The organism is Burkholderia sp. KL41 (assembly GCF_057005415.2).
Genome location: NZ_CM189268.1, coordinates 415,693 through 442,349 on the forward strand (window position 1 = coordinate 415,693; position 26,657 = coordinate 442,349).

The 26,657-nt window shown below is 62.0% G+C and carries 26 protein-coding genes and 1 pseudogene; 14 read left to right on the top strand and 13 right to left on the bottom strand.

From position 1 onward, the window contains the following. Positions 1-65 precede the first annotated feature (65 nt). From PQB87_RS35895 to PQB87_RS35910, 4 genes are all read left to right on the top strand, one after another. Positions 66-839, top strand: coding sequence for a 2OG-Fe(II)-dependent halogenase WelO5 family protein (locus tag PQB87_RS35895; RefSeq protein ID WP_489245027.1), 774 nt, complete (start codon positions 66-68; stop codon positions 837-839). A gap of 2 nt (positions 840-841) precedes the next feature. Then, positions 842-1,552 carry a hypothetical protein gene (locus PQB87_RS35900; protein WP_059688272.1) on the top strand — a complete coding sequence of 237 codons (711 nt, stop codon included), beginning with the start codon at positions 842-844 and terminating at the stop codon, positions 1,550-1,552. Beyond that, on the top strand, positions 1,545-2,903 hold the full coding sequence (locus PQB87_RS35905; protein WP_181523069.1) for an MFS transporter: 1,359 nt from the start codon (positions 1,545-1,547) through the stop codon (positions 2,901-2,903). The genes PQB87_RS35900 and PQB87_RS35905 overlap by 8 nt, the downstream gene beginning before the upstream one ends. Before the next feature lie 364 nt (positions 2,904-3,267). Further along, positions 3,268-5,985 (top strand): TonB-dependent receptor, encoded by a 2,718-nt coding sequence (locus PQB87_RS35910; protein ID WP_111941329.1) that lies wholly within the window; start codon positions 3,268-3,270, stop codon positions 5,983-5,985. Between the two features lie 95 nt (positions 5,986-6,080). Here the strand turns inward: PQB87_RS35910 and PQB87_RS35915 are convergent, their stop codons facing one another. Further along, positions 6,081-6,815, bottom strand: a complete 735-nt coding sequence (locus PQB87_RS35915; RefSeq protein WP_059710605.1) for an ABC transporter substrate-binding protein — start codon at positions 6,813-6,815, stop codon at positions 6,081-6,083. Positions 6,816-6,933: 118 nt separating this feature from the next. Here PQB87_RS35915 and PQB87_RS35920 point away from each other — a divergent pair. Further along, positions 6,934-7,242, top strand: a pseudogene (locus PQB87_RS35920) (transposase); the annotation flags it as partial. Between the two features lie 329 nt (positions 7,243-7,571). Here the strand turns inward: PQB87_RS35920 and PQB87_RS35925 are convergent. Beyond that, on the bottom strand, positions 7,572-7,802 hold the full coding sequence (locus PQB87_RS35925) for a sigma factor-like helix-turn-helix DNA-binding protein (RefSeq protein ID WP_366919934.1): 231 nt from the start codon (positions 7,800-7,802) through the stop codon (positions 7,572-7,574). A 148-nt stretch (positions 7,803-7,950) separates the two neighbouring features. Continuing rightward, positions 7,951-8,205 carry a hypothetical protein gene (locus PQB87_RS35930; protein ID WP_233345120.1) on the bottom strand — a complete coding sequence of 85 codons (255 nt, stop codon included), beginning with the start codon at positions 8,203-8,205 and terminating at the stop codon, positions 7,951-7,953. Positions 8,206-8,841: 636 nt separating this feature from the next. Between PQB87_RS35930 and PQB87_RS35935 the strand changes: the two genes are divergently transcribed. From PQB87_RS35935 to PQB87_RS35950, 4 genes are all read left to right on the top strand, one after another. Next, complete coding sequence (locus tag PQB87_RS35935; protein WP_489245028.1) at positions 8,842-11,622, top strand: type VI secretion system Vgr family protein; 2,781 nt, start codon at positions 8,842-8,844, stop codon at positions 11,620-11,622. Between the two features lie 35 nt (positions 11,623-11,657). Next, a complete protein-coding gene (locus PQB87_RS35940; RefSeq protein ID WP_489245030.1) occupies positions 11,658-13,595 on the top strand; it encodes an esterase/lipase family protein in 1,938 nt (645 codons plus the stop codon). A 74-nt stretch (positions 13,596-13,669) separates the two neighbouring features. Continuing rightward, positions 13,670-14,629, top strand: coding sequence for a T6SS immunity protein Tli4 family protein (locus tag PQB87_RS35945; RefSeq protein WP_489245031.1), 960 nt, complete (start codon positions 13,670-13,672; stop codon positions 14,627-14,629). Between the two features lie 11 nt (positions 14,630-14,640). Continuing rightward, a complete protein-coding gene (locus tag PQB87_RS35950) occupies positions 14,641-14,928 on the top strand; it encodes a PAAR domain-containing protein (RefSeq protein ID WP_081075941.1) in 288 nt (95 codons plus the stop codon). A gap of 51 nt (positions 14,929-14,979) precedes the next feature. Here the strand turns inward: PQB87_RS35950 and PQB87_RS35955 are convergent, their stop codons facing one another. Continuing rightward, positions 14,980-15,264 (bottom strand): H-NS histone family protein, encoded by a 285-nt coding sequence (locus PQB87_RS35955; protein WP_226219624.1) that lies wholly within the window; start codon positions 15,262-15,264, stop codon positions 14,980-14,982. 252 nt (positions 15,265-15,516) lie between these two features. Here PQB87_RS35955 and PQB87_RS35960 point away from each other — a divergent pair, with 252 nt between their 5' ends. Beyond that, positions 15,517-16,968, top strand: coding sequence for a DEAD/DEAH box helicase (locus PQB87_RS35960; RefSeq protein WP_048027318.1), 1,452 nt, complete (start codon positions 15,517-15,519; stop codon positions 16,966-16,968). A gap of 164 nt (positions 16,969-17,132) precedes the next feature. Beyond that, positions 17,133-17,732, top strand: a complete 600-nt coding sequence (locus PQB87_RS35965; RefSeq protein ID WP_059485583.1) for a DJ-1/PfpI family protein — start codon at positions 17,133-17,135, stop codon at positions 17,730-17,732. A 33-nt stretch (positions 17,733-17,765) separates the two neighbouring features. On the opposite strand, the gene PQB87_RS35970 is transcribed toward PQB87_RS35965, so the two are convergent. After that, a complete protein-coding gene (locus PQB87_RS35970) occupies positions 17,766-17,918 on the bottom strand; it encodes a hypothetical protein (RefSeq protein ID WP_489245033.1) in 153 nt (50 codons plus the stop codon). Next, positions 17,915-18,130, bottom strand: a complete 216-nt coding sequence (locus tag PQB87_RS35975; RefSeq protein ID WP_059688292.1) for a hypothetical protein — start codon at positions 18,128-18,130, stop codon at positions 17,915-17,917. Before PQB87_RS35975 ends, PQB87_RS35970 begins: the two co-directional genes overlap by 4 nt. Positions 18,131-18,332: 202 nt before the next feature. Here PQB87_RS35975 and PQB87_RS35980 point away from each other — a divergent pair, with 202 nt between their 5' ends. After that, a complete protein-coding gene (locus PQB87_RS35980; protein WP_059688291.1) occupies positions 18,333-18,647 on the top strand; it encodes a hypothetical protein in 315 nt (104 codons plus the stop codon). Positions 18,648-18,661: 14 nt separating this feature from the next. Here PQB87_RS35980 and PQB87_RS35985 read toward each other — a convergent pair whose 3' ends face one another. Further along, the gene (locus tag PQB87_RS35985; RefSeq protein WP_489245035.1) at positions 18,662-19,567 is read right to left on the bottom strand and encodes a helix-turn-helix domain-containing protein; all 906 of its coding nucleotides are present in this window, start codon (positions 19,565-19,567) and stop codon (positions 18,662-18,664) included. Between the two features lie 272 nt (positions 19,568-19,839). Between PQB87_RS35985 and PQB87_RS35990 the strand changes: the two genes are divergently transcribed. Continuing rightward, on the top strand, positions 19,840-20,787 hold the full coding sequence (locus PQB87_RS35990) for a GlxA family transcriptional regulator (protein WP_060372640.1): 948 nt from the start codon (positions 19,840-19,842) through the stop codon (positions 20,785-20,787). Between the two features lie 92 nt (positions 20,788-20,879). Here PQB87_RS35990 and PQB87_RS35995 read toward each other — a convergent pair whose 3' ends face one another. The 6 genes from PQB87_RS35995 to PQB87_RS36020 all read right to left on the bottom strand — a co-directional run bounded on the left by PQB87_RS35995 (position 20,880) and on the right by PQB87_RS36020 (position 25,335). Beyond that, positions 20,880-21,365, bottom strand: a complete 486-nt coding sequence (locus tag PQB87_RS35995; RefSeq protein WP_059688260.1) for a YybH family protein — start codon at positions 21,363-21,365, stop codon at positions 20,880-20,882. Positions 21,366-21,489: 124 nt separating this feature from the next. Then, complete coding sequence (locus tag PQB87_RS36000; protein WP_436407272.1) at positions 21,490-22,362, bottom strand: DJ-1/PfpI family protein; 873 nt, start codon at positions 22,360-22,362, stop codon at positions 21,490-21,492. A gap of 134 nt (positions 22,363-22,496) precedes the next feature. Then, positions 22,497-23,243: an SDR family oxidoreductase gene (locus PQB87_RS36005; protein ID WP_489245175.1), complete on the bottom strand. Its 747-nt coding sequence runs from the start codon at positions 23,241-23,243 to the stop codon at positions 22,497-22,499. 340 nt (positions 23,244-23,583) lie between these two features. Then, positions 23,584-24,429, bottom strand: a complete 846-nt coding sequence (locus PQB87_RS36010) for an MBL fold metallo-hydrolase (protein WP_489245037.1) — start codon at positions 24,427-24,429, stop codon at positions 23,584-23,586. A gap of 29 nt (positions 24,430-24,458) precedes the next feature. Further along, positions 24,459-24,785 carry a hypothetical protein gene (locus PQB87_RS36015; protein ID WP_060220842.1) on the bottom strand — a complete coding sequence of 109 codons (327 nt, stop codon included), beginning with the start codon at positions 24,783-24,785 and terminating at the stop codon, positions 24,459-24,461. A 7-nt stretch (positions 24,786-24,792) separates the two neighbouring features. Then, a complete protein-coding gene (locus PQB87_RS36020) occupies positions 24,793-25,335 on the bottom strand; it encodes a hypothetical protein (protein WP_059710598.1) in 543 nt (180 codons plus the stop codon). A 166-nt stretch (positions 25,336-25,501) separates the two neighbouring features. Here PQB87_RS36020 and PQB87_RS36025 point away from each other — a divergent pair, with 166 nt between their 5' ends. Then, complete coding sequence (locus tag PQB87_RS36025) at positions 25,502-26,455, top strand: LysR substrate-binding domain-containing protein (RefSeq protein ID WP_431208817.1); 954 nt, start codon at positions 25,502-25,504, stop codon at positions 26,453-26,455. Positions 26,456-26,657: the final 202 nt, after the last annotated feature.

Below are 26,657 nucleotides of genomic sequence, written 5' to 3' on the forward strand. Positions count from 1 at the left end.
CCCTTACTTCCTTCACTCCTTCATTCCATCACGCCATGAACCGACCGGCAGAGGTTGACCATGCAGTGATCGACGTCGACGAAACGTCGCTGTGCGCCGATCACATTCTCGATTTGTGCAGAGGCAATGCGCTCGCGATACGCATTCGTGCGTTCACGCCGCCGGCGGTCGTCCGGCGAGCGGAGGAGCAGCTGTTCGCCCATCCCGACCGGGGCGCGCTGGGTCACGCAGCCGAATTTACGCGGCTCGGCATCGCGTACGCGGAGGTGCGATCCGAAGATGTGCGGCAGGCGTATCACCGGCATGCGCGCGCCAACATCGAGCGCGTTCGGACGTTGTTCGGCGAGCTGGCGTCGCCGGTCGACCGGTTCCGCACGTTGCTCGACGACGCGTGGCCCGAAGGGGCACGGCTGCTGAGTGTGGACGGGAGCAAGTGCTTCGTCGGCGTGTGCCGCTACCTGACGCCCGGCGTGGATCTCGAGCCGCACATCGACAACCTGGAATGGACGCTGCCGGCATGCACCGGATGGGCGCTGCAGTATCAGCTGTCGGCCAACATCTATCTGCAGGTGCCGCCGCACGGGGGCGAGCTGGAACTCTGGCGCGTCGCACCCGATGCGCGCGAATACGAAGCGCTCAAGGGCGATCGCCATTACGGGATCGGCCGCGAGCAGGTGGGCGCGCCGGACCTGGTGATCAAGCCGGAGGTGGGCGACCTGATCTTCCTGAATCCGCGTTTCATCCACGCGGTTCGCCCTGTCCGGGGCACCGACCGGGTCACGTTGAGTGCCTTCGTCGGCATCAAATCCGTTACCGAACCCTTAGTTTACTGGAGCTGACCATGTACAAGGTTTCATTGCAGGCACAAGGAAAATTTCAGGCACACGAGTACGTCGGCAAGACGGCACTGCTGCTGATCAGCGTCGGCAAGGAATATCACGAAGGCGAAAAGCTGGCGGCGACCGTCGACAAGATCAACGTGGCGGGGTTCGGGCAATGCGTGATCGGCGTGGCCGATACGCTGCAGCGCCACAACTATGCGACCGGCTCCGCGCACAGCAACTACCAGAAAAGCCGCGACCGCGGCGACGCGTGGCTGCGGGACCACGAGGGAACCCTCGCGAAGCTGTCGATGCGGCGCGAGATCCTGCGATGGGACGACCTGCTGCGCCGCGACGACTATTCGCAGTACTACCATCTGATCACGAACGAGTACTACTCGAATCCCGAATACCGTTACGCGATCAACGACACCATCGGCGTGTTCGCGGAGCGGAACGGGCTCGTGCAGGGCACCCGCGAACACGAGGACGCGTTTTATCGCTCGCTCTTCTACATTCTCGAGGAATGCCCGATCATCATGCCGATGTGGGCGCGGGACGGCATCGATTTCATCATCTACCCGAAGCAGATGACCGCCGCGATGAGCAAGACCCGCGAGATTTTCGTGCAGAACGGGAGCGATGCCCGCGCCAACTGGCTGGCGGTCAAGTTCAAGAAAAAATCGCAGTCGCACGCAGACGAGGAAACCGAGGCACTGGCGCATGACTAATTCATCGAGCAAGGTTCGGAAATACGTCGGGCTGACCGGCATCTGTATCGCGAGCTTCCTGGGATGTATCGATCTCACGGTCGTCAACACGATTCTTCCGGCGATCGGCCGCGACTTTTCGATCCCGATCCAGACGACGCAGTGGATCACGTCCATCTTCATGGTCGCGCTGTCCGCGTTCATGGTGCCGGTTGCGACGCTGGCCGACAACCTGGGCCGCAAGAAGCTGCTGATCGTCGGCCTCGTGGTCTTCGGCGCGGCTTCGTTGCTGGCGGGTATCGCGCATCAGTTCTGGCTGCTGGTCGGGTTCCGCTTCCTGCAGGGCATCGGCTGCGCGATCCTGTATACGGTATCGGGCGCGATCGTCAGCTATACGTTCGACGAGAACGAACAGGGCAAGGCGCTGGGGATCCTGTTCGGCGCCAACGGCGTCGGGCTGGCGCTCGGCCCGATCATCGGCGGCCTGTTCGCCGGCGCGCTCGACTGGCACGACGCGTTCCTGATCAACATTCCGTTCATCGCGATCAGCCTGGCGCTCTGCGCCTGGGCGATACCGGAGTTCAAGGCGCAGGCGCGCAAGCGCATTGACGTGACGGGGTGCCTGCTGCTGGTCGTCGGCCTGACCACGCTCGTCAGCTATTTGTCCGTCGACGGCGGCGGGCTCAATCTCTGGTTGCTGCCGGTGTCGCTCGTCGCGCTGGCACTGTTCGTCTGGCATGAGTTGCGCACGCGCGACCCGATCGTCGAGTTTCATTTCTTCCGCGAACCGAGGTTCCTGTCCGCGCTGCTCGCGACGTTCTTTCTCGCGTTCTTCTACTGCATCGTGCTGCTCACCCTGCCGATCTTCTTTTCGACCCAGCTCCACAAGAGCGACATCACCATCGGGCTGTATCTGCTGCCGGCGACCATCACGTTCTCCATCGCGTCGTCCTGGATCGGCGGCCGCAGCGAACGGCTCGGCCCGTCGCGGGTGATCGTGACCGGCCTGTCGCTGTTCGTCGTCGCGTCGATTCTGCTGTCGATCGTCGCGGGGCAACCCGACGCAGCCTGGTTCATCGTGCCGCTGCTGCTGTTCGGCATCGGCTGGGGCGCGATACTCGGGCCCTCGACGCTGGTGGCGCTGGGTGCGCTGCCGCGCGAAAAGGCGGCCGTGGCGATGGGCACGTCGTGGACCGTGCACAACGTGGGCGGCGCGAGCGGCATTGCGTTCGCCATCTTCCTGATGCGGCAGGTCGACGATTTCCGGCATGGCTACCAGACGCTGATGCTGGCGCTCGCGGCCATCATCCTCGCCGCCGGTGCGCTGTACCACGTGCTGTCGCGCGAGTCGGTGGCGGTGGCCATCGACTGACCGGCTGCCGCATACGCATCGCTCGCGGAGCGTCGCGCGAACGGGTTCCCATCAATAGCAGGCGGATGTCCGGGCGGTTGCCGGGCATCCGTCGTCTTGCCCGACAGGCGCGCGGCCTCGATCGCGCGGGGCGCGCTCGCGCATGCGTGCTTTTCCAGGCAGCGTCGACCTGACGCCGCGGGCGATTCCCGTGCGGCGTCCATGCGACCCGGGATGACGTGAAATCGGGCACGGTGCCACGAAACGTGGCAGACACCTCGTCAAGCCGGAACGATCTGCATTTCGAAAATGAATTCGGATATCTAAACAGATACCGTTTAAAGAATACGCGCGGCCAGGCCGGCGATTGTGGGCGGGAAAAAAGATGAAGCAAAGCGTGGTGAGGGGGATTGCCGCAGCGTGGTTCTGCGCGTCCACGGCGGTACCGGGAGCGTCCGCATGGGCGCAGTCGCAGCCGGCACCCGGCGCGCCGGCGTCGGCAGTGGCCGTGCCCGCGGCGCCGGCGTTGCCGGCATCGGGCGCGCACGACGCGCTGACGGTCAAGCGTTTCGAAGTGACGGGGTCGTTGATCCGCAGCGCGGACAAGGTCGGCTTCAACCAGGTCCAGACGATCACGGCGAAGGACATCGTGAACAGCGGCCATACGACGGTCGCGGACTATCTGCGCAGCGTGACGGCCAATTCATCGAGCAGCTGGGGGGACGGCTCGACCGCGACGGCCAACTTCGCGGTCGGCGGATCGGGGATCGCGTTGCGCGGGCTGAGCGAAAAATACACGCTGGTACTCATCGATGGCCAGCGCGCCGCCCCGTATGCGTACGCGGCCAACGGCACCGATCAGTTCTTCGACCTGAACACGCTGCCGCTCAACATCATCGACCGGATCGAGATCGTCAAGACGGGCGCGGTGTCGCAGTACGGCTCCGATGCCGTCGCCGGTGTCGTGAACATCATCACGAAGAAGAACTATCGGGGCCTGGAGCTGACCGGCAGCTACGGCGGCGCGACGAACGGCGGCGGCGGCGCGGGCACGACCCGGTTCGGCTTGCTGGGCGGCTTCGGCGACATCAACGCGGATCGCTTCAACGTGACGGCGGCGCTCAGCTACTACAAGAACAACGGTGTGCTCGCTTCCGACCGGAACATGACGGAGAACCAGAATTTCTCGAACTATCCCGGCGGCCTGTCCAACCAGTCGACGTCGTACTGGGCGAGAGCGAACGGCAACGTGCCGCTCGACCCCTGTGCGTATGGCGGCAAGGTCGCACCCGGCAACGCGAATTCCCAATCGTTCGGCGCAGGCGGCACGATCTGCCAGCGCAACACGGCAGGCGCGTCGTCGCTCTCGCCGTGGACCGAGCGCCTGAGCGCGAAACTGCACGGCGAGTTCAGGATCGACGACGCGATGCAGGCGTTCGCCGATCTGTGGGAGAGCAACAACACGACGGTCGCGAACCGGGGCGTCGGCCGCCTGACGACCAGTACGCAGACCTACGATCCGGCGACGGGCAGCGTTGCGCTGGTATCGAACGTCGTGCCGGCCGGTAATCCCTACAATCCGTTCGGCGTGCCGACGCAGTTGCGCTATGCGTTTCCGGCGTCGCAGTCGGTGCATGTCAGTTCGAATTACTGGCGCGCCGCGACGGGCGTGAAGGGAACGTTCGCGGTGCCGTCCGCGGGCGACTGGGACTGGAGCGCGTCGTATGCGCATTCGCAGGACACGGTCTCGCAGAACTATTCGAACCAGATGAGCGCCAGCGCGCTGACGAACATCATCCGGAACGGCACGTTCGATTTCTCCAACCCGTCCGCGACGCCGAACGGACTGAACGGCCTTTACCAGAGCACGTCGAACCAGGCGATCACGAAGCTCGACGTGCTGGATGCGACGCTGTCGAGCCCGAACCTGTTCAGGCTGCCGACGGGCAACGTGGGCCTCGGGCTCGGCGCGCAATTCATGCATCAGAGCCAGTACATCGGCACGGGAGCGGGCTGGGCGAGCGGCCAGCTGACGTCGCCGTCGATCCAGTCCGTCGACGGCGAGCGCAACGTCGCGGCCGTCTACTATCAGCTCGACATTCCGCTGCTGAAGACGCTGACGTTCAGCCAGTCGGGCCGCTACGATCACTACAGCGACTTCGGCGGCGCGTTTTCGCCGCGGTTCGCGCTGCGTTTTCAGCCGGTGCGGGAATTCACGTTGTACGGTTCGTACAATCGCGGCTTCCGTGCGCCGACGCTGATCGAGAACACGTCGTCGCGGACGTTCGGCTCGCAGGGCGTGGTGGACGCGCGAGATCCGAACAATCCGGGTTCGTACAACATCGTCGAGGAAATTCGCGCGGGCAATCGCGGCCTGCAGCCCGAGCGCACAAAAAACTATAACGTCGGCTTCCAGTTCTCGCCGACGCGTACCACCGATATCGGTTTCGACTGGTACAAGATTCACATCGACAACGTGATCGGCACGGACGACGTGCAGGTCGTGGTCAATCAGAACGATCCTTCACAGGTGGTTCGCAATGCCAACGGAAGCATCGCCTATGTCACGCTGCCGTATCGCAATCTGTCGTCGCTGGACACCGACGGCTTCGAGGCCACGTTCCGCCAGACGGTCGCGACGAAAATCGGTACCTTCACGTTGTCCGGCGATTGGGCGTACATGTGGCACTTCAAGATGCCGGTTGGCGGCGTGGAAAGGGATTACGCGGGCAACAACGGCGCACTTCACCAGCCGTTCGGCGGCAGTTCGCCGCGCTGGAAAGGGAACACCGACCTGAGCTGGAACCATCACCAGTGGAACGCGACCCTGAGCTGGCTCTATGTCGGCCCTTACGCGCAGGCCATTCTCGCGCCGGGCACGTACCCCGGCATGGCGGATGGCGTTGCGTCGTACAGCCAGTTCAACCTGATGATCGGCTATACGGGATTCAAGCACTGGACGCTGTACGCGGGGATCGACAACCTCTTCAATCGCAAGCCGCCGTTCGATCCGGTATGGATGGCGGGGCCGACCGGCTACGATTCATCGCTCTATACGTATGTCGGGCGATTTGCGCAGGTGGGGGCGACGTACCGGTTCTGAGGATCGTTGCGTTTGCCTTTGAACGGCAGCGCGCCGACGGTCACGCGCCGCGCGACGGCTTGCCGCCGCCGGTCATGCTGCCGGGCCGCTTTCGATCAACCCGGCGGCGCGACGGATGCGCCGGTGATGCCATGCCGTCGCAGCGCATCCGCGACGAAGCCCGACGCCTTCATTTCCTCGACGAACGCGTTCAGTGCCGCCGCGGCGGCTTCGCCGCGACTCTTCGGCACGCCCATTGCCTGCCGGATCACCATGAACCGTTCGTCGAGCAGGCGCAGGCCGGGCGTTTTCGCCGCATCGGCCTCGAGCTGCTGCTTCACGCCCGCCGCGACTTCCAGCTGCTGGTCGACGAAGGTCTGCACGACGGCTTGCGACGTCGGTGCACGCACGATCTGCGCGGCCTTCAGCTCGCGTGTGAGGAACAGGTCGTACGCGCTGCCCTTGCCGACGGTCACGCGGTTGTGAGGCTGGTCGACGTCCGCGTTCGTGCGGATCGGCGACGCGTCGCGCACGAGATAGAACCCCTCGATCAGCACGTACGGCGCCGTGAACGCGACCGTTTCGCCGCGCAGCGGGTCGACCGCGAAGAAACCGAAATCGGCACGCTCGTCGGTCAGCGCCTGCACCGATTTGGCCGCAGTGTCGAACACCACGAGTTCCAGCTCGGCCGACAGGCGTTCGGCGAATGCGCGCGCGAGGTCGATCGACACGCCGAACGGTTCGCCGGTTTCGGGGTCGCGGTTCGCGAGGATCGGGTTGCCGAGATTGATCGACGCGCGCAGCTTGCCGGTAGGCGTGAACGCGGAGAGGACGGACGGGGCGAGAGGCATGGGTGGCTCGTTGCGGTCGTAGGGTCAGGGTTCCGGGCGTGTCGATGCGAGTCGAAGCACGACAGTGCGCCGGCATCGAGCTTATCACCCGGCTTTCGTGACGGGGCAGCATCGAGCGATTCAACGGCCTCGCGTGGTCTACGCCGATCGCGGCCACGACTCCGAGCGGCATCGGCGAGCCCTGCGCAATCGCGGTATCCAGCCAGTGATCGCGAAGCGCCGGACCGGACACGGCAACGGACTCGGCAAGTATCGTTGGATGGTCGAACGCACTCACTCCTGGTTCCACAGTTTTCGTCGCCTACGCACTCGCTTCGAGCGACAGGCTGACATTCACGAAGCATTCCTGAAACTAGGTTGCTCGCTTGTCTGTTGGAATATCTTCAGGCGTATCGAGCAGCCTTTTTTGAACTGGCCTCTAAGTTGAGAATATTCAATCCAACTGCCCTGGCAAAGTGGCGCGGATAAGCGGACCATGTTGGTCGCTCAGTTTCATTAAGTAAATCGAGCGTAACGGGCATGCCGGCTGTTGGGCTTCGCAGTCGATTTTGTGTGCAGATAAACAGGGAACGCATAATCGGACTTTGCGATCAAAGATTGAACAATGACCGGCCGTTTCTGGCCAGCAATGCGTTGTTTCGTGCTCTCGATTATCTATCGCTCGTATCGTGGCCGTTCGATGGGACGGCGTCTTTTGATACGGCAGGATTTCGAGTTGCAGGATGGTTGTACGAGCGGCGGCGTAAAGAAAGCAGTTCAACCTAACGACTTGTGCGAAAGGCCCAAGGCTGCGCGGCAGGCGCGTTGCGCCCGTACGAGATAGGTGCGCACGACGGCCGGCTCGAGCCCGAACGAGCGTGCCGCCTGTTCGATGCTGAACCGGCGCACGCGACACGGCAAGTATGCCTCGCGGCAAACGGCTGGAAGGCCATCCAGCGTTTGTGGCAGCTTGGCCAATTGACGACGGCGGTGGGCGTCGGGACGCATCGGCTGGGGCCGGGCAGGACGGGCGATCGAGAACCATTTGCTATTGCTGCCGCAAGTGAGCTATGCGGTTCAGGGAGCCAAACGCAAAGAAGTGCGTCACACGCATCTTATCCCTTCGTCGGGCAAACGAAAGTCACGATAACGATTCTCAACATTCTTCAAGCCGGCGACGCACCGGCTCCCATGCGTGTGGCGCGTGCCGGAAGCCGTGGCCCTTGCCTGTGCCGTCCCGGACGATCAAACCTAATCGAATGGCCATCTGGATCCGCGCGTGCATGCGATTCAACTCTGCTGGATGATGCAGGTGAGCGGCACATTGTTCGATCGTAAATCGTCCGTCCTGAAATTCGCGTCCAATGACATCGAGAAGCGCGTGTGAAACGAGGTCGAGGTGATCGTGCATCGATTCCCCTGATTTGACGAACGGTGTTCCGGGTGCACAGCGTTGCATCCCTGTTATGGTCGAAGTGCGCCATGGTGTTTGCAAGCTTGAGAGAAAGAGCCATCGACGCAAGGCGCCGACGGCTGAATCGAGTCGCAGGCCGGGGGTAGACAACGACTCGCCGAACATCAGCGATGACCCTTGGCAATGGCTGACGTCACGGTACTAAGCGGGGCAAACAGGAAGAAACAAGATCAAATCGGAACTGTGACTTTGTTAACTGATTTGTGAAATTATATTTGTCGGCGAGATTAATATTATCAACTTGCAAAGCAAAGGGTATCGATAATGAATTGCAATGTGAAGAATCGTAAAATTACAATAGCGCGATCGTTTGCAATTATGACGGTGAAGCGTTAGGGGTATGGCGCTAGAGTTCCCAGACGTTTGTTTATGCAGCTGTATGTGAGTGTTGCATGTGAGTGCGGTGCGACCAATCGTAGTACGGGCGATCATTACGACGTGCCACATCGAGACACGAAAAATTCACTATCCGGTCGTGAGAACGGAGCGATGATGATGCGCCGCGACTAGACACGCGCGAGCAAGCGTTGTCGCACTTTCGAAGAAAAACTCTAAAACGATCCTGAGAGAACAATGGTACTTAGACCATCCGCGCCGGGGGAGTTTAAATATCGCGAGCTTTATAACGCGATCCATCGGGGCTTATTGCAGAACAACCGGCTGTTGCGACTGGACACGCCGCTCGGCCAAAACGCGCTGATCCCGCTGCGCGCGCGTGGTTCGGCGCGGATTGGCCGCGACTACCATTGGACGATCGATGTCGCGTCCCTGCGCGACGATACGGCGCTGCTCTCGCTGATGCATCAGCCAGTGACGCTTTGGTTGCAACAGCCCGGTGCCCCTTTCGCCGACGCGGTCTATCGGCCGATCCACGGCTTTGTACACAAAGTCGGCTACCTCGGCGGGGACGGTGGGCTGTCGACGTACCAGCTCGAGTTTTCCTCGGCGCTGGTATTCCTGGGCGGCACCCACAACGACGAAGGCTGGACCGAACAAAGTGCGCAGGAAATCGTTTCCGAGATCCTGAATCGCTATCCGCAGCTGCATGGCAACTTCCGCTTCGACCTGAATCGCGAACCGGCAGTGCGTTCGTGGTGCCGCCAGAGTGAGACGGATCTGCACTTTTTCCATCGGCTGCTCGAAGACGAGGGCTGGTATTGCTACTGGGTCCACGATCCGGTCGGTAACGGCGAGACGCCCAAGACCACACTGGTGATCGTCGACCGGGTTGCCGCGCTGCCGGATCCGAAGGCAGCCGATTTTGTTCGCGATGCCGGGGACGGTGAAGTAGTGAGCGGGTTTGCGCATTGGGCGGCCATGCAGACGATGCAGAGCTTGCGATACGAATCGAGTTCGTTCGACTACAAGCGCCCGACCGCTCGCTTTGAAGTGGCCAGTGCGCTCCAGTCGGTCGGCTACGCGGCCGACGACGGTCGCCATCAGGCGGAGCAACAATCGATACCGGCTGCGCCGATGACGGTCTATGAGCCGACCGCTTACGGCTATCCCGATGAGAGCAGTGGCGAAGCGCGTGCACGCAGGCGTGTACAGGGCTGGGACGCGCGAGCGCGCCGATACTTCGGGGTTGGAGGGTTGCGTTGGCTCGATGCGGGATCGCGCTTCGTCTTGAACGACCATCCACGCCATCCGGAACACGACAGCGATGCGCGGACCTTCCTGGTGGTCGAAGCGCGCTGGTTCATCGAGAACAATGTGCCGATCGGCCAGCCGTTGGCGGAATTTCCGCTGAGTCTGCGCGCGACACTGGATGAACAGCAGGTAGCCCACGGCGCACGCTTCTCGACTCCGGGTCATGGCGAGGACGGAACAACCGGCTTTTACGTGATTGAAGTCGAAGCGCAGGACGCGCGTCTGGAGTATCGCAGCCCTTTCGAGCATCCGAAGCCCGCGATGCCGATCGAGCATGCGCTGGTGGTCACGCAGGAAGGATTCGAAGCGTGGTCAAACGAACGCAATCAGGTCCGTGTCCATTTCGCATGGGACAGGAAGAATCTGCCAGGTGCGTTCAATGCCTCGCCCCTGCTTTCGTCGATGCAGGCGGATACCGGGAACGGCTACGGCGGGGTGCATGTTCCCCGCGCGGGCGAATGGGTGCTCATAGGCTACTGGGGAAACGACTGTGACAAGCCCTTCATCTTGGGCCGCGTCAGCGGTGGCACGACACCTGCGCCCTGGCACACCAATGTGCTGCTGTCGGGGTTTCAGTCGCAGGGCTTCGGCAAAACCGGAGCGTATAACGCATTCATCCACGACGACGCCACGAACCAAGGCGGCACGCGACTGATCAGCTACACGGGGCAGAGCTATGCAGCGCTGACCCAGGGTTACCTGATCCAGCAGGACGGCAATACGCGTGGCCGCTATCTGGGGCAGGGGTTCGTGCTGCACGCCGACGAATACGGCGCGGTCCGAGCGAGCAAGGGGCTGTCGATCAGCACGCATCGGAAAGCCTACGACGACGAACAGATGAGTGTCGGAGAAGCCCGTACGCAATTGCAGAAAGCCGGGATGCTGGCGGAATCGCTGTCGAGCGCCAGCACGACAGCACAAGCCGAATCGTTGCAAGCCGGTCAGGACGCGCTAAAAGCGCTGGCCAAGGACGCGGAGCAGGCGGTGTCGGGCCAAAATTCGGGCGGGGTCACTGCCGGCGGCGGTACCGGCAACGCCAACGGATTCGCGAAACCGGTGATCGTCATCGCGACACCCGCGGACTTTGCCGCTATCGCCGATCATTCGGCCCACGTGGTGGCCGAGAAGGAAGTCAACGTGATCAGTGGCGAGAACACGCATCTGGGAAGCGGGAAGTCACTGATCGTTGCGGCCGCGGAAAAGATCAGCCTGTTCGTTCACAAGGCCGGCATGAAGCTGTTTGCTGCGAAAGGGAAGGTCGAGATCTCGGCCCACACCGACGACGTGCGCGTGAACGCCGGGAAAGAAGTGAACGTGAAAGCCAAGCGCATCGTGCTCGATGCCGACGAGATCTGGATCAAGGCCGGCGGATCGTACACGCAGTGGTCGGCGTCCGGGATCGAGGACGGCACGCAAGCCGGCCGCACGATCAAGTCGGCGTCCTTCAGTCGGCTGGGGCCGAGCTCGGTGGCCCAGCGAATGAACAGCATGCCAACGGCCAAGTTCAACGACCCGTACGTACTGCGTGATCGCATCACCGGCGAGGTGCTGAAAAACCATCCGTACGAGCTGATTCGTGGCGACGGGACAAAGTTGTCCGGGACGACGGACGAGCTGGGGCAGATCACCGAGCAGAAGAGCGAGGATATCGAGAAGCTGGCGGTACGCGCATTACGGCGCCGGCCGAGCGGTCCTGCTGAGTGAATTCGACAACCGACACGCGAAATAGAACAACGACGATGACTGACAACACGAACGATTCCGCCGGCGGTTCGCCGTTCAGCGATAGTGCAGAACAGGATGTCGTGCGGGTGACCAGCCGCACGGACAAGGACGGCGCGTCGGTCGGGCACTTCACGTTGACGCCGGCGAGCGATACGCGGCAAAAGGAGTTGCTGTGCGACGTCCGTCCGATCATGCCGGTGATCTTCCTGCCGGGCGTGATGGGCTCCCCATTGGTCAACAAGGAGACCGGGGACCCGATCTTTTTCCCACCGAACACGGACGGCATGTTGGGTGACTTTGGGGCACTGCCGGCGCTGCTCGGCATGTGGTTCAAGGGCGCATCCACGCGAGAGACGCGATACGACCCGACCAAGGCAATCGTGACACCGCTCGGACCTGTTCGTGCGGGCAAGGTCCAGAAGGACGATAGCGAAGACCAGTATGTCGACGAAGCCGAGGCACTCCGACGTGGCTGGGGCTCGGTCTACCGGTCGAGCTACCAGCCGATGCTGGCTTGGCTCGAGGAGCAGCTCAACGAGCCCCGATGCATGGGGAAGAACAAAGGCGCGTGGATCGAGACCGATCCTGACGGCAAGGACTGGACGCTCAAGCCCTTGTTGGGCACCGAGCCCGCCGACTATGGTGCGACGGGCGTGGGTGAGCAAGGCCGGGGGCAGGCGATCACCGAAGACTCGGAAGTCTTCAAACGATTCTTGAAGTACCGCTACCGGGTCTATGCGATCGGCTACAACTGGCTGCAGTCGAATGAACAGTCGGCGAAGGACGTGATCGAAGGATTGACGTTCACGGACAAGAAGAGCGGCAAGAAAGCGCGGCTGATGGGGATCAACGAGATCATCGCCGAGAACGACAGCGGCAAGGCGATCATTCTCACCCACTCGATGGGCGGCCTGGTTGCCCGTATGGCAGTTGCGATGCACGGTGCAGAGGGTTTGATGCACGGCGTATTCCACAACGTGCTGCCGGCGACCGGCGCACCGATCGCGGCAAAACGATTTCGCACGGGTGGCGGCAATGAGGGATTGCTGAACGGGTTCATCAACGGCGCGCTGCTCGGCAGCAACGCGGACGAATTTGTTGCAGTGGCGGCGAATGCGCCTGGTCCCCTGGAACTGCTGCCGATGCCGGACTACCACAACGAGAAACCTTGGTGGATCTTCTCGCATCTCAACGGGACACCCGTCATGCAGTTGCCCCGTAAGGGGGCGGTGTACCAAGATGTCTATGCCAATTCAAAATGGTTTGGCTTAGTTCCGGCGGAGTCATCTTCATTGCTAGATCCGGCCGGAATTGTCAAAGATCGCTTGGACGATTTAGGGCGAGGAGAAACGGTTTCGGAAAATTTTACCAAATTAATGGAGAAGGTCGTCGAGAAGCAAAATGCGATCCGTTCAAAATATCATCGTAAGACGTATCTGTCCTATGGCGATGGCGTGCTTAAGCAAAAAAATCAGGTCGGTCCCGGCAGCGGTCACGACAGCCAAAAAATCGAGAAGGGAAAGAAAATAGGCGACTTGCTGGCATGGGGTACCGTTATATGGAAAGGAAACGTACCACCTGATGTAACAGAGGACGAACTCCGTGCTGGGCGGCTTCTGAGCGACTCTCATCGCGGGACTGTGCGAATTCATCTAGATTCGCGCAACGTCACCATCGAGTTCGAAGTGCAAAAACAACCGGTTCTGCCGAGTGGAAGTGACGTTCTGGATCCGGAAAAGAACGGCATCGTACCGGGGGACGGTACCGTGCCAGTGTGGTCAGCGGAAGCGCCCGCGAGGAGTGCAGACGGCGGGCCAGCAACGGGCGTACAGATGATGTTTGATCAAGGTGGCTACGTGCATCAGGAAAGTTATAACCACCCCTGGGCACGATGGGCCTTGCTCTATAGTATCGTCCAGATATCACAGGACGCACCGGAGCCGAAATCTTGAGCCGAATATATCGATTGATGATCTTGATTGTGGGCATTTGCACCTGCCCGATGACATTTGCTAACGAGCCGACAATGACGAATCCCTTGCTGTTGAAGCCGCGTGCGTGGTGTATCGGCCGGTTTGTATTCGATCGCCCTGCAGGAAGTGAGATTACAAACCAACGATATGAGTTTCGCGGTGATAGTCTCGAGACACGACACGACGTTTCGATTGAGGTATATCAAAAAACAGTAGCTGCTCTTGAAAAAAAATTAAAGACGAGCAAGCGAATTGATCCGGGCAATAATAACAAGCCGCTGGGTCACGTATGGTTGGAGAGGGAGATTGCGCCGCGCGAAAATTCGAAGGCGTTTGTGTATGTAAATGCCTACACGGAAGGCGTGAGGCTGCCATATGATTCCGAAGGGTATGTTTACGAAAATAAAACGCTATTTCATACTAAGGGGTCGTTTGGATCCAGTGGCTTGGATAAATTTGAACCCGTATACAGTGATCTGTATCGTCGGATAAAAGCACGCGACAATTGGTCTGTCCCATCAGAATCGGGATTTTGCTTCGATGGTGGGATTGTGGCCGGGTCTTCGACTTATCCCGAAGAGGTAAGTCAGTCGTTTGCATTGCTGCCCGGACGGCCGGCATTGCTTGTCATCGAGATGCGAAAGTCGATGAATCAAGATCAAGGGAAGCCATTGACCAAGACGCTTCCGGACCTACGCGCGAAGATGGACCAGATATCGAACGGGAGCTACCGGATCTTGCGACAAGGAAAGCGCACAGTGGCCGGTATGGACGCCGAGGAAGTGCTGTTCGCGTTGAAGGAAGGCGAAGTTACATCTTATCGGTTCTACCTGCTTGCGCCGGGTGATCCGAGCACCTTGGCGAAGCCGCATACGGCCATTCAATTGCTGCTCGGCGCGAGCAGCCCGAACTTGTCGCCTGAAGAGGCGACCTCGCCGGTCGACGAGGCGGGCGCGCTGCAAACCTGGGAGACGTTGTTGAACAGTCTGCATCTGCGGCCGGGCGCGGTCTAAACGGGGCCGCCATGCGACGCTTCGACATCGTGAAAGGCGACACGACGACGGTGGGCGGCATTGTCCAGGGCGGGGACCATTCGGATATGATCGGCGGCCGAGAGCAAGCCTACGAGCATGATCCGGTCTGGTGTCCCGTCTGCAAGACGGTCGGAAAGATTTCAACCGATGGCCCGCGGATTTCCACGACCGGACCGGATGGCCGGCAGGCAGCGTTAAGCGACGATCTATGCGTGTGCGCATGCCCGACGCCGCCGAAACTCGTGGCGTCGCAATCGACGTCGTACATCGACGTCTAGAACAGGGAAACGGGATCTCGACGGGGTACGCAGGCCAGCTCGGGCAATCTCTCAGGATTGCGACTCGCGTTCCGGCCACCAGGGCTGTGGTTGTCCACGATCGACCAGCAGCGCGTCGAGATCCTTGCCTTCGATCCACTTTGGCTTGGGGCCGTAGCCGGACCACGATTTGCCCGACTTCGGGTCGTAATACTTTGCCGGCGCCCTGTGCTTTTTCTTCTGGCTGCCGATGTAGCCCAACGCGCTGAGGATTTCTTGCTGCGTAATTCCCAGTTGCTTTACCTGTTCCTGGAGGTTCGAAAGCACGCTTTTCTTTTCCGAACGCCGGCTCCACAGCGCTCATCGCTACCAACCTCCGGCCACGGTCCGTCGAGCCTGACTGGATTCCGATAATATCGACGCGAGACTCACTGCCTGATTGGCTACAGAATCCCGCCGCAGGTCAAGGCTGGAATCGCTTTTTGCTTTGCCCCCGTGGCGGCTTCCGGTTTGCCGTGTCGTTCCGCGTCGCGGGCGTCCGGCCGGGCGCGGCGGGCGTTGATCCGCCCGGCAACCGCTAGAATTGCGGTTTTAGCCCGGAATACGTCCATGTCTTTTGCCTCGCTCGGCCTGATCGATCCCTTGCTGCGTAACCTGCAGGACCTCAATTACCAGGCTCCTACGCCGGTGCAGGCCAAGGCGATTCCTGCCGTGCTCGGCGGCAAGGACGTGATGGCCGGCGCCCAGACCGGCACCGGCAAGACGGCGGGTTTCGCGCTGCCGCTGTTGCAGCGGCTGGTGCAGCACGGCCCGGCGGTGTCCAGCAACCGCGCGCGCGTCCTGGTGCTGGTGCCCACGCGAGAACTGGCCGAACAGGTGCTGCAAAGCTTCATCGCTTACGGCAAGGGCCTCGACCTGCGATTCCTGGCCGCATACGGCGGCGTGAGCATCAATCCGCAGATGATGAAGTTGCGCAAGGGCGTGGATGTGCTCGTGGCCACGCCGGGCCGGTTGCTGGATCTCAATCGCCAGAACGCGGTGCAGTTCGATCAGGTGCAAACGCTGGTGCTGGACGAAGCCGACCGCATGCTGGATCTCGGCTTCGCGCGCGAACTGAACGCCGTTTTTGCCGCGTTGCCCGCCCAGCGCCAGACGCTGCTGTTCTCGGCCACGTTCAGCGACGAGATCCGCGCGATGGCGGCGAGCATTCTGCGCGGCCCGGTCAACATCAGCGTCAGCCCGCCCAACGCCACGGCCAGCAAGATCAAGCAGTGGGTGGTGCCGGTGGACAAGCGCAACAAGCCCGACCTCTTCATGCACCTCGTGGCCGAGAACAAGTGGGAGCATGCGCTGGTGTTCGTCAAGACGCGCAACGGCGTGGATTACCTGGCGGCCATGCTGGACGAAGCGGGTTATGCGGTCGACACCATCCACGGCGACAAGCCGCAACCCGCGCGCTTGCGCGCGCTGGAGCGCTTCAAGACGGGCGAAGTCCAGATGCTGGTCGCCACCGACGTGGCGGCGCGCGGGCTCGATATCGACGATCTGCCGCTGGTGATCAACGTCGATCTGCCGATCGTCGCGCAAGACTATGTGCACCGGATCGGCCGTACCGGGCGAGCGGGCGCCAGCGGTGTCGCGGTGTCCCTGGTGTGTGCCGACGAAGCGCCGCAACTGGCCGCGATCGAAGCGCTGATCCGGCAAACGCTGCGCCGTGAAGAAGAGCCGGGTTTCGAGGCCGAACACCGCGTGCCGGAAACCAGCGCGACGGGTCAGATCATCAAGAAACCCAAAAAGCCGAAGAAGCCCAAAGTGCAGCAGGCGGCGCCCGTCGCCAGGCCGGTGGCCGGTAAAAAGCCGCGCCCGCCAGCGCAAGGTGGGGAAAGCAGGCACAAGCCTGCGGCGGCGCACGCAAAGCCGGCCGGCAACGAACCGGATTACACCATCGGCAGCCCGTTCAGCGTGCAGAAACCGCGCGGCAAACCCGCGGGCAAGCCGGCTGCGGGATCGCGCAAGCCGGCCGGCAAACCCGCCGGCGGCCGTGGCAAGCGGCAGCCTTGACGTGTCGGGACGAGTCACGCCGGTCATTGAACCTGACGGGCGGTTCGGGGCCCGCCGGCAGCTTCAAGGAGGTCGCATCGACGGGGTGAATCCGGCGTAACGCCAGGCCGTTCGCGTCGGCGATCTGGCAATATGCACCGACGGACTTCAGACACGGGCACCCCATGCACATCGCGATTCTGACCTTTCAGGGCTTCAACGAACTCGATTCCCTCATCGCACTGGGCGTGCTCAATCGCATCAAGAAGCCCGACTGGCGGGTCACGCTTTCATGCCCGGAGCATTTCGTCACATCGATGAACGGGGTGACCGTGCAGGCGCAGTCGACATTGGCCGACGCCTGCACGGCGGATGCCGTCATCGTCGGGAGCGGCATTCGAACCCGGGAAGTCGTCAACGACGCGACGCTGATGGAGCAGTTGAAACTCGATCCCGCCCGGCAACTGATCGGTGCCCAATGTTCGGGCACGCTGGTTCTGGCCAGGCTCGGCTTCCTCGACAACATCCCGGCCTGTACGGACCTCACGACCAAACCCTGGGTAGTCGAGGCGGGCGTCGAAGTCCTCAATCAGCCGTTCTTCGCTCGAGATAACGTCGCAACGGCTGGCGGCTGTTTTGCTTCGCAATACCTGGCCGCGTGGATCATCGCGCGCCTCGAGGGCGAGGAAGCCGCGCGCAGCGCACTGCATTACGTCGCGCCGGTCGGGGAGAAGGATGAGTACGTTTCCCGTGCGCTGACGAACATCACGCCTTATCTGCCGTGATGCGATAAAAAATCGCCCTGCGTTCATCGCGGGTCATGCGGTGTTCGCGATGGCGGTTTCTCCGGCGCCCTCGGTTTTCGCAATCGCCTTGCCGGCGGCAGCCGTGATTTCCGTTTTCCCTTGCTCGCGGGTTTCGGATACCACCGAATCGGGAAACGTGATGGGGTCCCGATCCGCGAGGTTCAATGCACGTCATTTGCGACGATGGACGCCAACGCTCGAGCGCCGTCGTGCTGGGCCGTGTCTTCAGTGGAAAAGATGTGGTGGCTGAATGCGATCAGTTTGAAGCCGGACCCCGCGGGACGAGGAACGGTGATACCCCAGTGCCAGCCACCGTCCTGCTGGAACACGTGGAGGGCAGGGGGTGCCTGATTCAGTGCTGATGAAAAAGTCGTCATGGCGTGCTCTCCCGTCATGGGGCGACTGCAGGGCAGCTACATCGGATGCGCGAACCCAGTCTACGAGCACTTTTGCTGCAGCGCAATATCCGGATGACGCGAACATGCCGATGTGCCGCGCGCCACAATTTTGAAATACAAATATGCAGCGTCGGAGATGGCTGGCATATTGATGTGACGATTAAGAATGTTCGGAGGCTTCATGGACCGCAGTTCGCTTGTGTGGGCGGGGGTACCGCATAGCAGCGATGGCGTCGTGTTTCAGGCTCGGGTCGGCCGCGGGCTTCAGCGCTTTCATGTTTCCCGGTTGATTCTCGAGAAGGCATGCGACCTCGAACGACTGGCATCGGATGCGCGACAGCTCGAATGCTTTTACGAGCATCTGGCCCCGATCCTGGCAGTCGCCCGGAAGACGCGCTCGAATGCGAAAGCCGATACGGTTTCGCTGAAGGTGTCCGATTTTGCCCGAACGGGCAGCGTGCGTGCCGGGCAGGATGCCCGGGCGGGGATGCGATGAGTATCGCGGGGGCCTCAGATGTTGTCCGCGCGCCAACGACGCGGTGACACGCCGGTGACGCGCGTAAATGTTCTGGTGAAGTGGCTCTGATCCGCGAAGCCGCAGATATCCGAGATCATGTGCAGCGGCATGGATGACGTGCGCATGTACGTGATTGCGCGCTCGATGCGCTGATTGATCAGCCAGCGATGGGGCGGCAACCCGGTCGTCTGATGAAAGGCTTTGACAAAGTAGCCGCGAGACAGGCCGCACGCTTTGGCGACATCGGCAATCGTGACGTTCCCGGTCAGGTGCTCGAGAAGAAACCCTTTCGCCATTCGTTCCTGCCACGCCGTGAGCTTGCCCGTCGACTTCTCCCGCCGCTCGCTGACGCCGCCGTACTGGCGCGCGACATGTGCCTGAAAGGCGAGCGCGACGTGGTCGACGAAGAGCTGGGAGGCATGCCCAGGCTGCGCCAAAGCGGGGAGCAGGGCCTGGCCCAGGCGATGAATGATCGGGTCCGCCTTGCTCAAATGCGGTGGCAGGTAAAGCTGTGGCCGCTGCCTGCCCCCGAGTTCATCGACTGTCTCCTCCAGCGTTCGGCGGGGGAGGTGAAAATGGATGCAGTCGAACGTTCCCTTCAGGTCGGAAACCCATCTGCGATCGAGGTCATGGATCGTGACGGTTCCTGCTTGATAAGGGACGAAACGAGCGACACGTCCGTCGAGCCACAATTCCTGTTCGCCGAACGCGCGCAATTGCAACACGACGAGATCGGCGTCTTCCAGTTCGTATGGCGCGGTTCGGCCAATATCCCTGCGAGATGTCTTCAGCCGACTGATGCTGACCTGTGAGTGCGGCAACGTCTGCGTGACGACGCTTTGCCTGAGGTCGGCCGGCATGAAATCCGATGATGCGTTGTCCGACTGTGCGGCAGTCATAAGTCCGCGGGAACGTGAAGAATGGGGCGGCGAAGTATATCAAAGCAAAATTTGGCTGGTGTGTGTCGTGTGTCGCCGATGTAGTGGCAGAGCGTGAATACGGCGTGATGTGGGCCGCGCTCTTGCCCCGGCCGGGTCGATATCGGCGATTGGACATACGGACAAACGATCGGCGCGTAAAGGACGTTTTTCCCTCGTTTCAGGCGGCATGTCGTTATTTGAGGGTTCCGGATAAAATGCGACTTTCCGGGTTTTCAGTTAACGACTTCGTCATGCATCGAATCGGATTCTTCGTTTGCCGTGGCTACGATGTGCTCGATCTGGGTGGGCCGCTGTCGGCCTTCAATCAGGTGGCCACTGCGGCGGGCCACACGCCCTATGATCTCCAGGTCATCTCGCAGTCCGGCGGCCCGGTTCCCGGCAATACGGGCGTTTCGATCGAAACGCGGCCGATCGGACGGCGCACGTTCGACACCGTCATTTTCGTGGGCGGGGAGATCGAGCCGATGCGGGCTCCGGAGAACATCGCCGCCGCCAGGAAACTCGGCGCCCGCGCCTCACGGGTGGCAAGCGTGTGTACGGGGGCGTTTCTGCTGGCGGAAACCGGCTTGCTGGACGGCGTGAGAGCCACGACGCACTGGCTGTACGCGGCCCAGTTGCAGTCGCGCTTCCCGCGCACGCGGGTCGAAGGCGACAGTATCTATATCGAGGAGGGCCGCATCTGGACGTCGGCGGGCATCGCCTCCGGAATCGACCTGGCGCTCGGCATGATTGAACGGGATATGGGTGCGGAGATTGCGCGTGCCGTCTCCAGGTATCTGGTCGTTCCGTATCGCCGACCGGGCGGCCAGTCCCAATTCTCGGCGATGTCGCAGATGGAGCCGGAATCGGACCGGATCCGCATCGCGCTGAATTTTGCCCGGGAGCACCTGGCCGAAGCGTTGCCCGTCGAACGGCTCGCCGATGCCGCACGATTGAGTGTGCGGCAGTTCGGACGCGCATTTCGCCGGGAAACCGGTGAAACACCTGCCAAGGCGGTCGAGCGCCTGCGAGTCGAAGCGGCGCGGCTGCGCCTGCAGAGTGGTAGCGAACCGATCGAACAGATTGCGCTGGCGGTGGGATTCACCGATCCGGAGCGGATGCGCAGGGCCTTCATCAAACTGCATGGGCACCCGCCGCAAGCGATTCGACGCGAGAGCCGATCGAACGGCGTGCGCTGATCGGCTGCCGGCCGATCAGCGCACTGCCCATGAATGTCCGTCTAACGGATCAGTCGTGCTTCGGGCAGGTCATGATCCGTTTCGCCGGATGCTCATTGGTCATTCGTCGGCAGCGGACCGTAATCGTTCCACATGTCGCGATGCAGCTTCCACGCGCCGCCTTGCTTCAGAAAGACGAGCGTCTGCTTGCCGCGGTATTTGAGCTTTCCGTCGTGGTCATGGATCTCCGTATCCGAAACCTCGGTCACGACCCGGTCGTTGCCGTAGAACTCGTAGTTGCTGAACGATACGGTGACAGGCTTCGATCCGCCATACCCTTTGGTGAGGTATTCGGTGATCGCGCGGCCTCCCGTTACCTTGTCGCCGCCGGGCGGCAAGAGGGTGCCGTCGCGGGTATAGAGGTGACCGATTGCTTCGTAGTCTCCTCGCGCGAAGGCATCCGCCCATCGTGCATTCTCGGCTTTGATGGCGGCTTCGGGCGGATGTTGCGAACTACCGGCAGATGCCGGCGTTGCAAACGCGAAAAAGGTGACGCAGGCTGCTGCAAGTGCGGTAGCGAAAGTACGATTCTGTTGCATCGGGTGATTTCCGGTTATAGCTCGAATTGAGAGGACTGCGAAAATTTAAAGGGCGGGCAGGCAATGCCGGAGCCGGTGATCATCGAGGCCTGCAGACGGCCCGCGCGCATTGCCGGCCCATGTTTCATCGAACGCCAGGAATGCGTGCGAGCCCCCTGGAGGCGCCGGGCAGTTCCTTGTCGACCATCGCGACGACTTCCGGCCGCGCGTCCCTCGGATGGCCGGAGTGGAACGGCGGCGCGGGATCGTATTCGATCACGAGTTGCGTGAATTCGGCCGCCTGTCGGCCGCGCAGCTTCTCCGCCACGCGAAGCGCGAAGTCGATGCCCGCCGTCACGCCGCCGCCGCTCATGAACCGGCCGTTGTCGTCTTCCACGAAGCGGTCGGGAACGGGAATCGCGCCATATTCGGCCAGCTTGTTGACGAAGGCCCAATGGCACGCGCTTCGCTTGCCCTTGAGCACGCCCGTTGCGGCCAGCACGAGCGATCCGTTGCAGACCGACGTAACGTGCCTGGCGCTTTCCGCCAGGCGCCGGATCTGCGCCTGATACGCGGGTCGCATCGGCGCCGTCAAATCGGACCCGCCGGGGACCAGGAGCACGTCCGTCTTGTCGATGTCGGCCAGCCGCTCGGTCTTGCCGTACACGACGCCGAATTCGAGCGTCACGTTGCCGCCATCGAGGCTCGCGTAGCGGACGTTCGTATTCGGCAGCCGATGGAAGATCTCGCTGGGGCCGGCGAAGTCGAGCAGCGTCCCGCCGTCGTAATTGACGATCAGGATGTTGAGCGGTTCATTCGGCGCAAGTTCGCCTTTGCTGCCGGCCTGCGCAAGAGCAGGGGTGGTGTGCGTGAGCAACGCGCTGCCGCCCAGGATGGCGCCGAGGGTGGCGGCGCCCCCCAGCTTGAGGGCATCGCGGCGCGAACGGCCCGCTCTCGTGAGCGGTGTTCCGGAAGCATTGTCTTCGCTACGGTCGGTCAAGATCGTTTCTCCTTGCACTTCGGCCCCTCTGCGAGCGCAACCAGATTGGGCCGGATTGAATGGCCGCCGCGACGAACGGCGTGGCGGACGTGAGATCGGGATGGGGATGAGCCCGGATGACGTGCCTGGCTCAGGCATCGCGCGCCGCAGGCTTAAAGCTGCGAAGCGCCGCCATCGACGACCAGTTCGGTGCCGACGACATACGACGATTCGTCGCTGGCGAGATAGAGCGCCGCGTACGCGATGTCCATGGCTTGGCCCATGCGACCCACCGGAATGGTTTCGGCGAATTCGGCCTTGCGCTCGCGAACCCATTCGTCGGGCATGCCCCATTTGGTGAGCAGCGGAGTGTCGATCACACCGGGCGCGATCGCGTTGAAGCGGATCTTGCGGTCGAGAAACTCGTAGGACCAGCTGCGGGCGAGCGATCGTACGGCGGCTTTCGCTGCCGCGGTCAACGAGATGCCATGCTTGCCGGTCTGTGCGACGAACGATGTATTGAGAATGAACGAGGCGCCTGGCCGCAGGTCCGGCAGCACCGCCTGAAGCGTGAACACCACGCCCTTGACGTTGATGTCCATGATCTCGCCATAGAGCGCGTCGTCGATGTCGTTGACCGCGGACGGGAACGCCCAGCCCGCGTTCGCGAATACGACATCCAGGCCGCCGAACGTCTCCTTGACCTCGGCGGCAATCGCCCGCATGTCGTCGAGCGAACGGACGTCGCCCTTGAGAACGAGCGCATGCTCGCCAAGCTCGGCCTTCACGCGCTCGAACATCGTCTCGTCGCGGCCCGTCACCGCTACGCGGGCGCCTTCCGCAATGAACAGCTTCGCGGTTGCGAGGCCGATGCCGCTGGTACCACCGGTGATTAACACCGACTTGTCTTTAAGCCTCATCTTCTGCTCCATTTTTACGTCGTGACTGATCAGGCCGAAGGCTTCAAACGCAATTGCGTCTGTGTGCCTTTTCCGGCTCGATCTTCCACGTGCAGTATGGAACGCGAGGCGTATGGCGCAAAGGTCGTATAACCCTCAAAAAGCGCCACTCGGTTAAAACGGGTGAATAACGCGGCTCGGCGTTTGGCGGGGGCAATGCCCGTTCGCACGTTTCATGTGTGGTCTCGCTGGCGGCGAGTGGCGTGTGAAGCAGGCTTGCGTGAAGGTCGGACGCGCAGCGGTCGCGATGCGGATGTCCGCGCGATCGCGGCGAGTGGCCAGTATCTGGAGGCCGTCTGCTTCATTCCTCGCGCTCATAGCGCAAACGGTATCCCCCATTCATTCGCTCGATGCGTGCGAACCCGCGTTCCCCCAGATGCATGCCGGCGATCAACAGCCCCTCCGAACTGACCTGGTCCAGAAGCCGTGACCGCGTAGCAGCGGCCAACGACGCATCGTGATCGAAGGCAATCGACACCTCCGGTCGCTGAATCTGGATATGCGGGAAATGAACCACGTCTCCCCACACAAGAAGCCCCTGATCGCGGGATTCAAGCACATATCCGGTGTGCCCGTCGGTGTGCCCCGGTATCGGCAGTGCGTCGATGCCGGGGAGCACTTGCCCGTCGTCGAAAAGACGAAGCCGGTCGCCATAAGCATCGAACACCCGACGCGCCACCGCGAAATTTCCGCGTGCCCGTTCGCTGGCGCGACTCAGATTCCCGTCGTCCTGCCAGAACCCGACCTCGCGTCGATGCACGACCAGTTCCGCATTCGGGAACGCGATCTCTCCTGCACCGTTCACGAGCCCCCCGACATGGTCGGGATGCGCGTGGGTCAGCAGGATGGTGTCGATCGCGGCGGGCTCGATACCGGCAAGCGCGAGGTTCGTCCCGAGTTGGCCGCCCCATTGCCTGAACCCGCCCGCCCCGGCGTCGATGAGCACGGTGCGGCCCGCGCCGCGTACGACGTAGCAATTGATGTGCACGGCTTCTGGTGCCTTCTGCCCGGCATCACGCTGCATGTTCGACGCGTCGGCCGGATCGATATTCGACAGAAAGTCGAGACTCGCGGTGAGGTAGCCATCGCTGATGGCAGTAATCGTGAAATCCCCGACTTGCTGGCCGGGAAAGGTAAGCATGGCCATCGTGCTTCTCCGGATCGGCGAATGGTGGACTAGTTGCGGGCGTGAATGTTCGACGCGGTATAACCAAAACACCGAATGCGCGCGGTGAGGCCGGTGCGCTGGACGATCGCACGATCCAGCGCTTCCATGAACCGGTCCATGACCGCCGACGTGCGGGGCGCCCCGGCGCGATACCGAATGTCCGCGTAGACAGGATGTCCGTGCCCGTGCAGAACCGCCTGAAAAATGACGTGGACGTTCTTGAGCTCCGCGCCGAGCACATGCGTACAGAGCTCGACGCAGTCGCGCGACAGCTCGGCAAGATTTTCGTCAGCGGGCATCCGCTGTGCATCGATCGAGAAAGTGACGTTCGGCATCGTGGGCTTACTCCTGGGCAGTCGAAATGGCGCGTGCGCTCGTCAGTTGCTCCGTCATCGGCGCGTAAAGGTGAATGCCTTCCGCGCGCTCCTCGACAAGCGGCACGCTGTTGCGCGGCACGACGGCGAGCCAGCGTCGTGCCGGAAACTGCTCCAGCGCGACGGCTTGCATGGCCAGCGGGTCGAGGCCCAACCGGATCAGCGGATCAGGGCCGCCGGCGCACAGCGCGAGGCGTTCGCCTTCCGCCACCGCCGGGGCCAATCCGATATCGCTATAGAGATTGCGATGCCAGTCGGTGATGTGCTGCTGCCATTTCGCAAAATTGCCGCCGCCTTTCCGGCGATATTCGTCGCCGGTCAGCACATCGAGACCGTCGATCGTGTGAATCGCCAGATAGACAGGGCAACCGCTGCCGATCGCCTTGAACCGCTGCGACGTGTGAAACCCCGTCACCGAGATCAGGGCAGGCAGCTTTTCAAGGCTGTAGAAGTCGTTCCATTCGGCTTCGCTGTCGACGTCGGCGAAGCTGCATTCCACGGTGTAGATCATCGGATCGTCCTTTGAGCAAGGTGCACGTCCCTCGGCGGGCGCTTGATGGTCAGTGCGGTAACGTAATGCTAAGCTCGCATTTGCACCCCATAAAACGAAATAAAGTCAGCCTTCAGTGATATTTGCTCAAGCTGACGTCGAACCCACCCTGACCGGCGAGCCACACATGCCCCGCAAGATCCCGAGCAATTCCGCGCTGCAGGCGTTCGAAGCCGCGGCCCGACACGGCAGCTTTGCCCGAGCCGCTGATGAACTCGCGCGAACCGAGGGCGCCGTCAGCCGTCAGATCGGCCGGCTGGAGGCGTTCCTGGGTGTCACGCTGTTCGAGCGGATCGGCAACCGGGTACGACTGGCACCGAACGGTGCGCGGTACGCGGTGCAGGTTCGCGAGATTCTGGATCGGCTGGAACGGGACAGTCTGTACCTGATGGGGCAGCCCGTCGAAGGCGCGAGCATCGATATCGCCGCCATTCCGACCTTCGCCACACGCTGGCTGATCCCCCGGCTGAAACACTTTCAGGACCGGCATCCGAACGTCACGGTGCATATCGCCGAGCGCATGGAACCGTTCCTGCTGGCCGGGAGCGGTTTCGATGCCGCCATCCATTTCGAGCATCCGGCATGGGCGGGAATGCATCTGCATCCGCTGCTGGAGGAAGTGCTGGTGCCCGTATGCAGTCCGGCGTTGCTGGCGGGCGCCGGGGCGAACCCGTCGCTCGATGCATTGCCACGCCTTCACCGGCGGCAGAACCCGGACGCGTGGCAGGCCTATGCGCAGGAGTCCGGCATCGTGCTGGGCAATTCGGCGGTTGGCGCGCGCTACGATCTCCATTCGATGCTGATCGAAGCGGCGCTCGCGGGCCTGGGTGTCGCGCTGGTGCCGCGTCTTTACGTCGACGCGGAGCTGGAGCAGGGGCGGCTGGTCGCACCCTGGCCGGCGGGCAGGTCCGTCACGAAAAACTTCTGCCTCGTCCTGCCCGAACCGATCGAACTGGCCCAGGGGCCGTTACAGGCTTTCGCGAATTGGATGCTGAATGATGCCCCGGGCCTGGCACCGCACGGCAGCGCGCGACGCACACCGCGAAGCAGACGCCAGCGCGGCGCTTCCTCTCCACGTTGATTCGCCGCACGCAGGCCGCGCTCGGGTACGCCGCGCTCGGCGAGACGCCGCCTGCCGAATGCTCCCGTCAGTCGGGCGTATGCGCCCAACCGACGGGCCTGCAAAGCCCCAAGACCAACAGTGTTGCCGGCACTGAAAACCGGTTCCACCCGCGCAATGCGGGTTTCTCCACATGATCGTTTGGTCTCCTTTGCATCTTTGA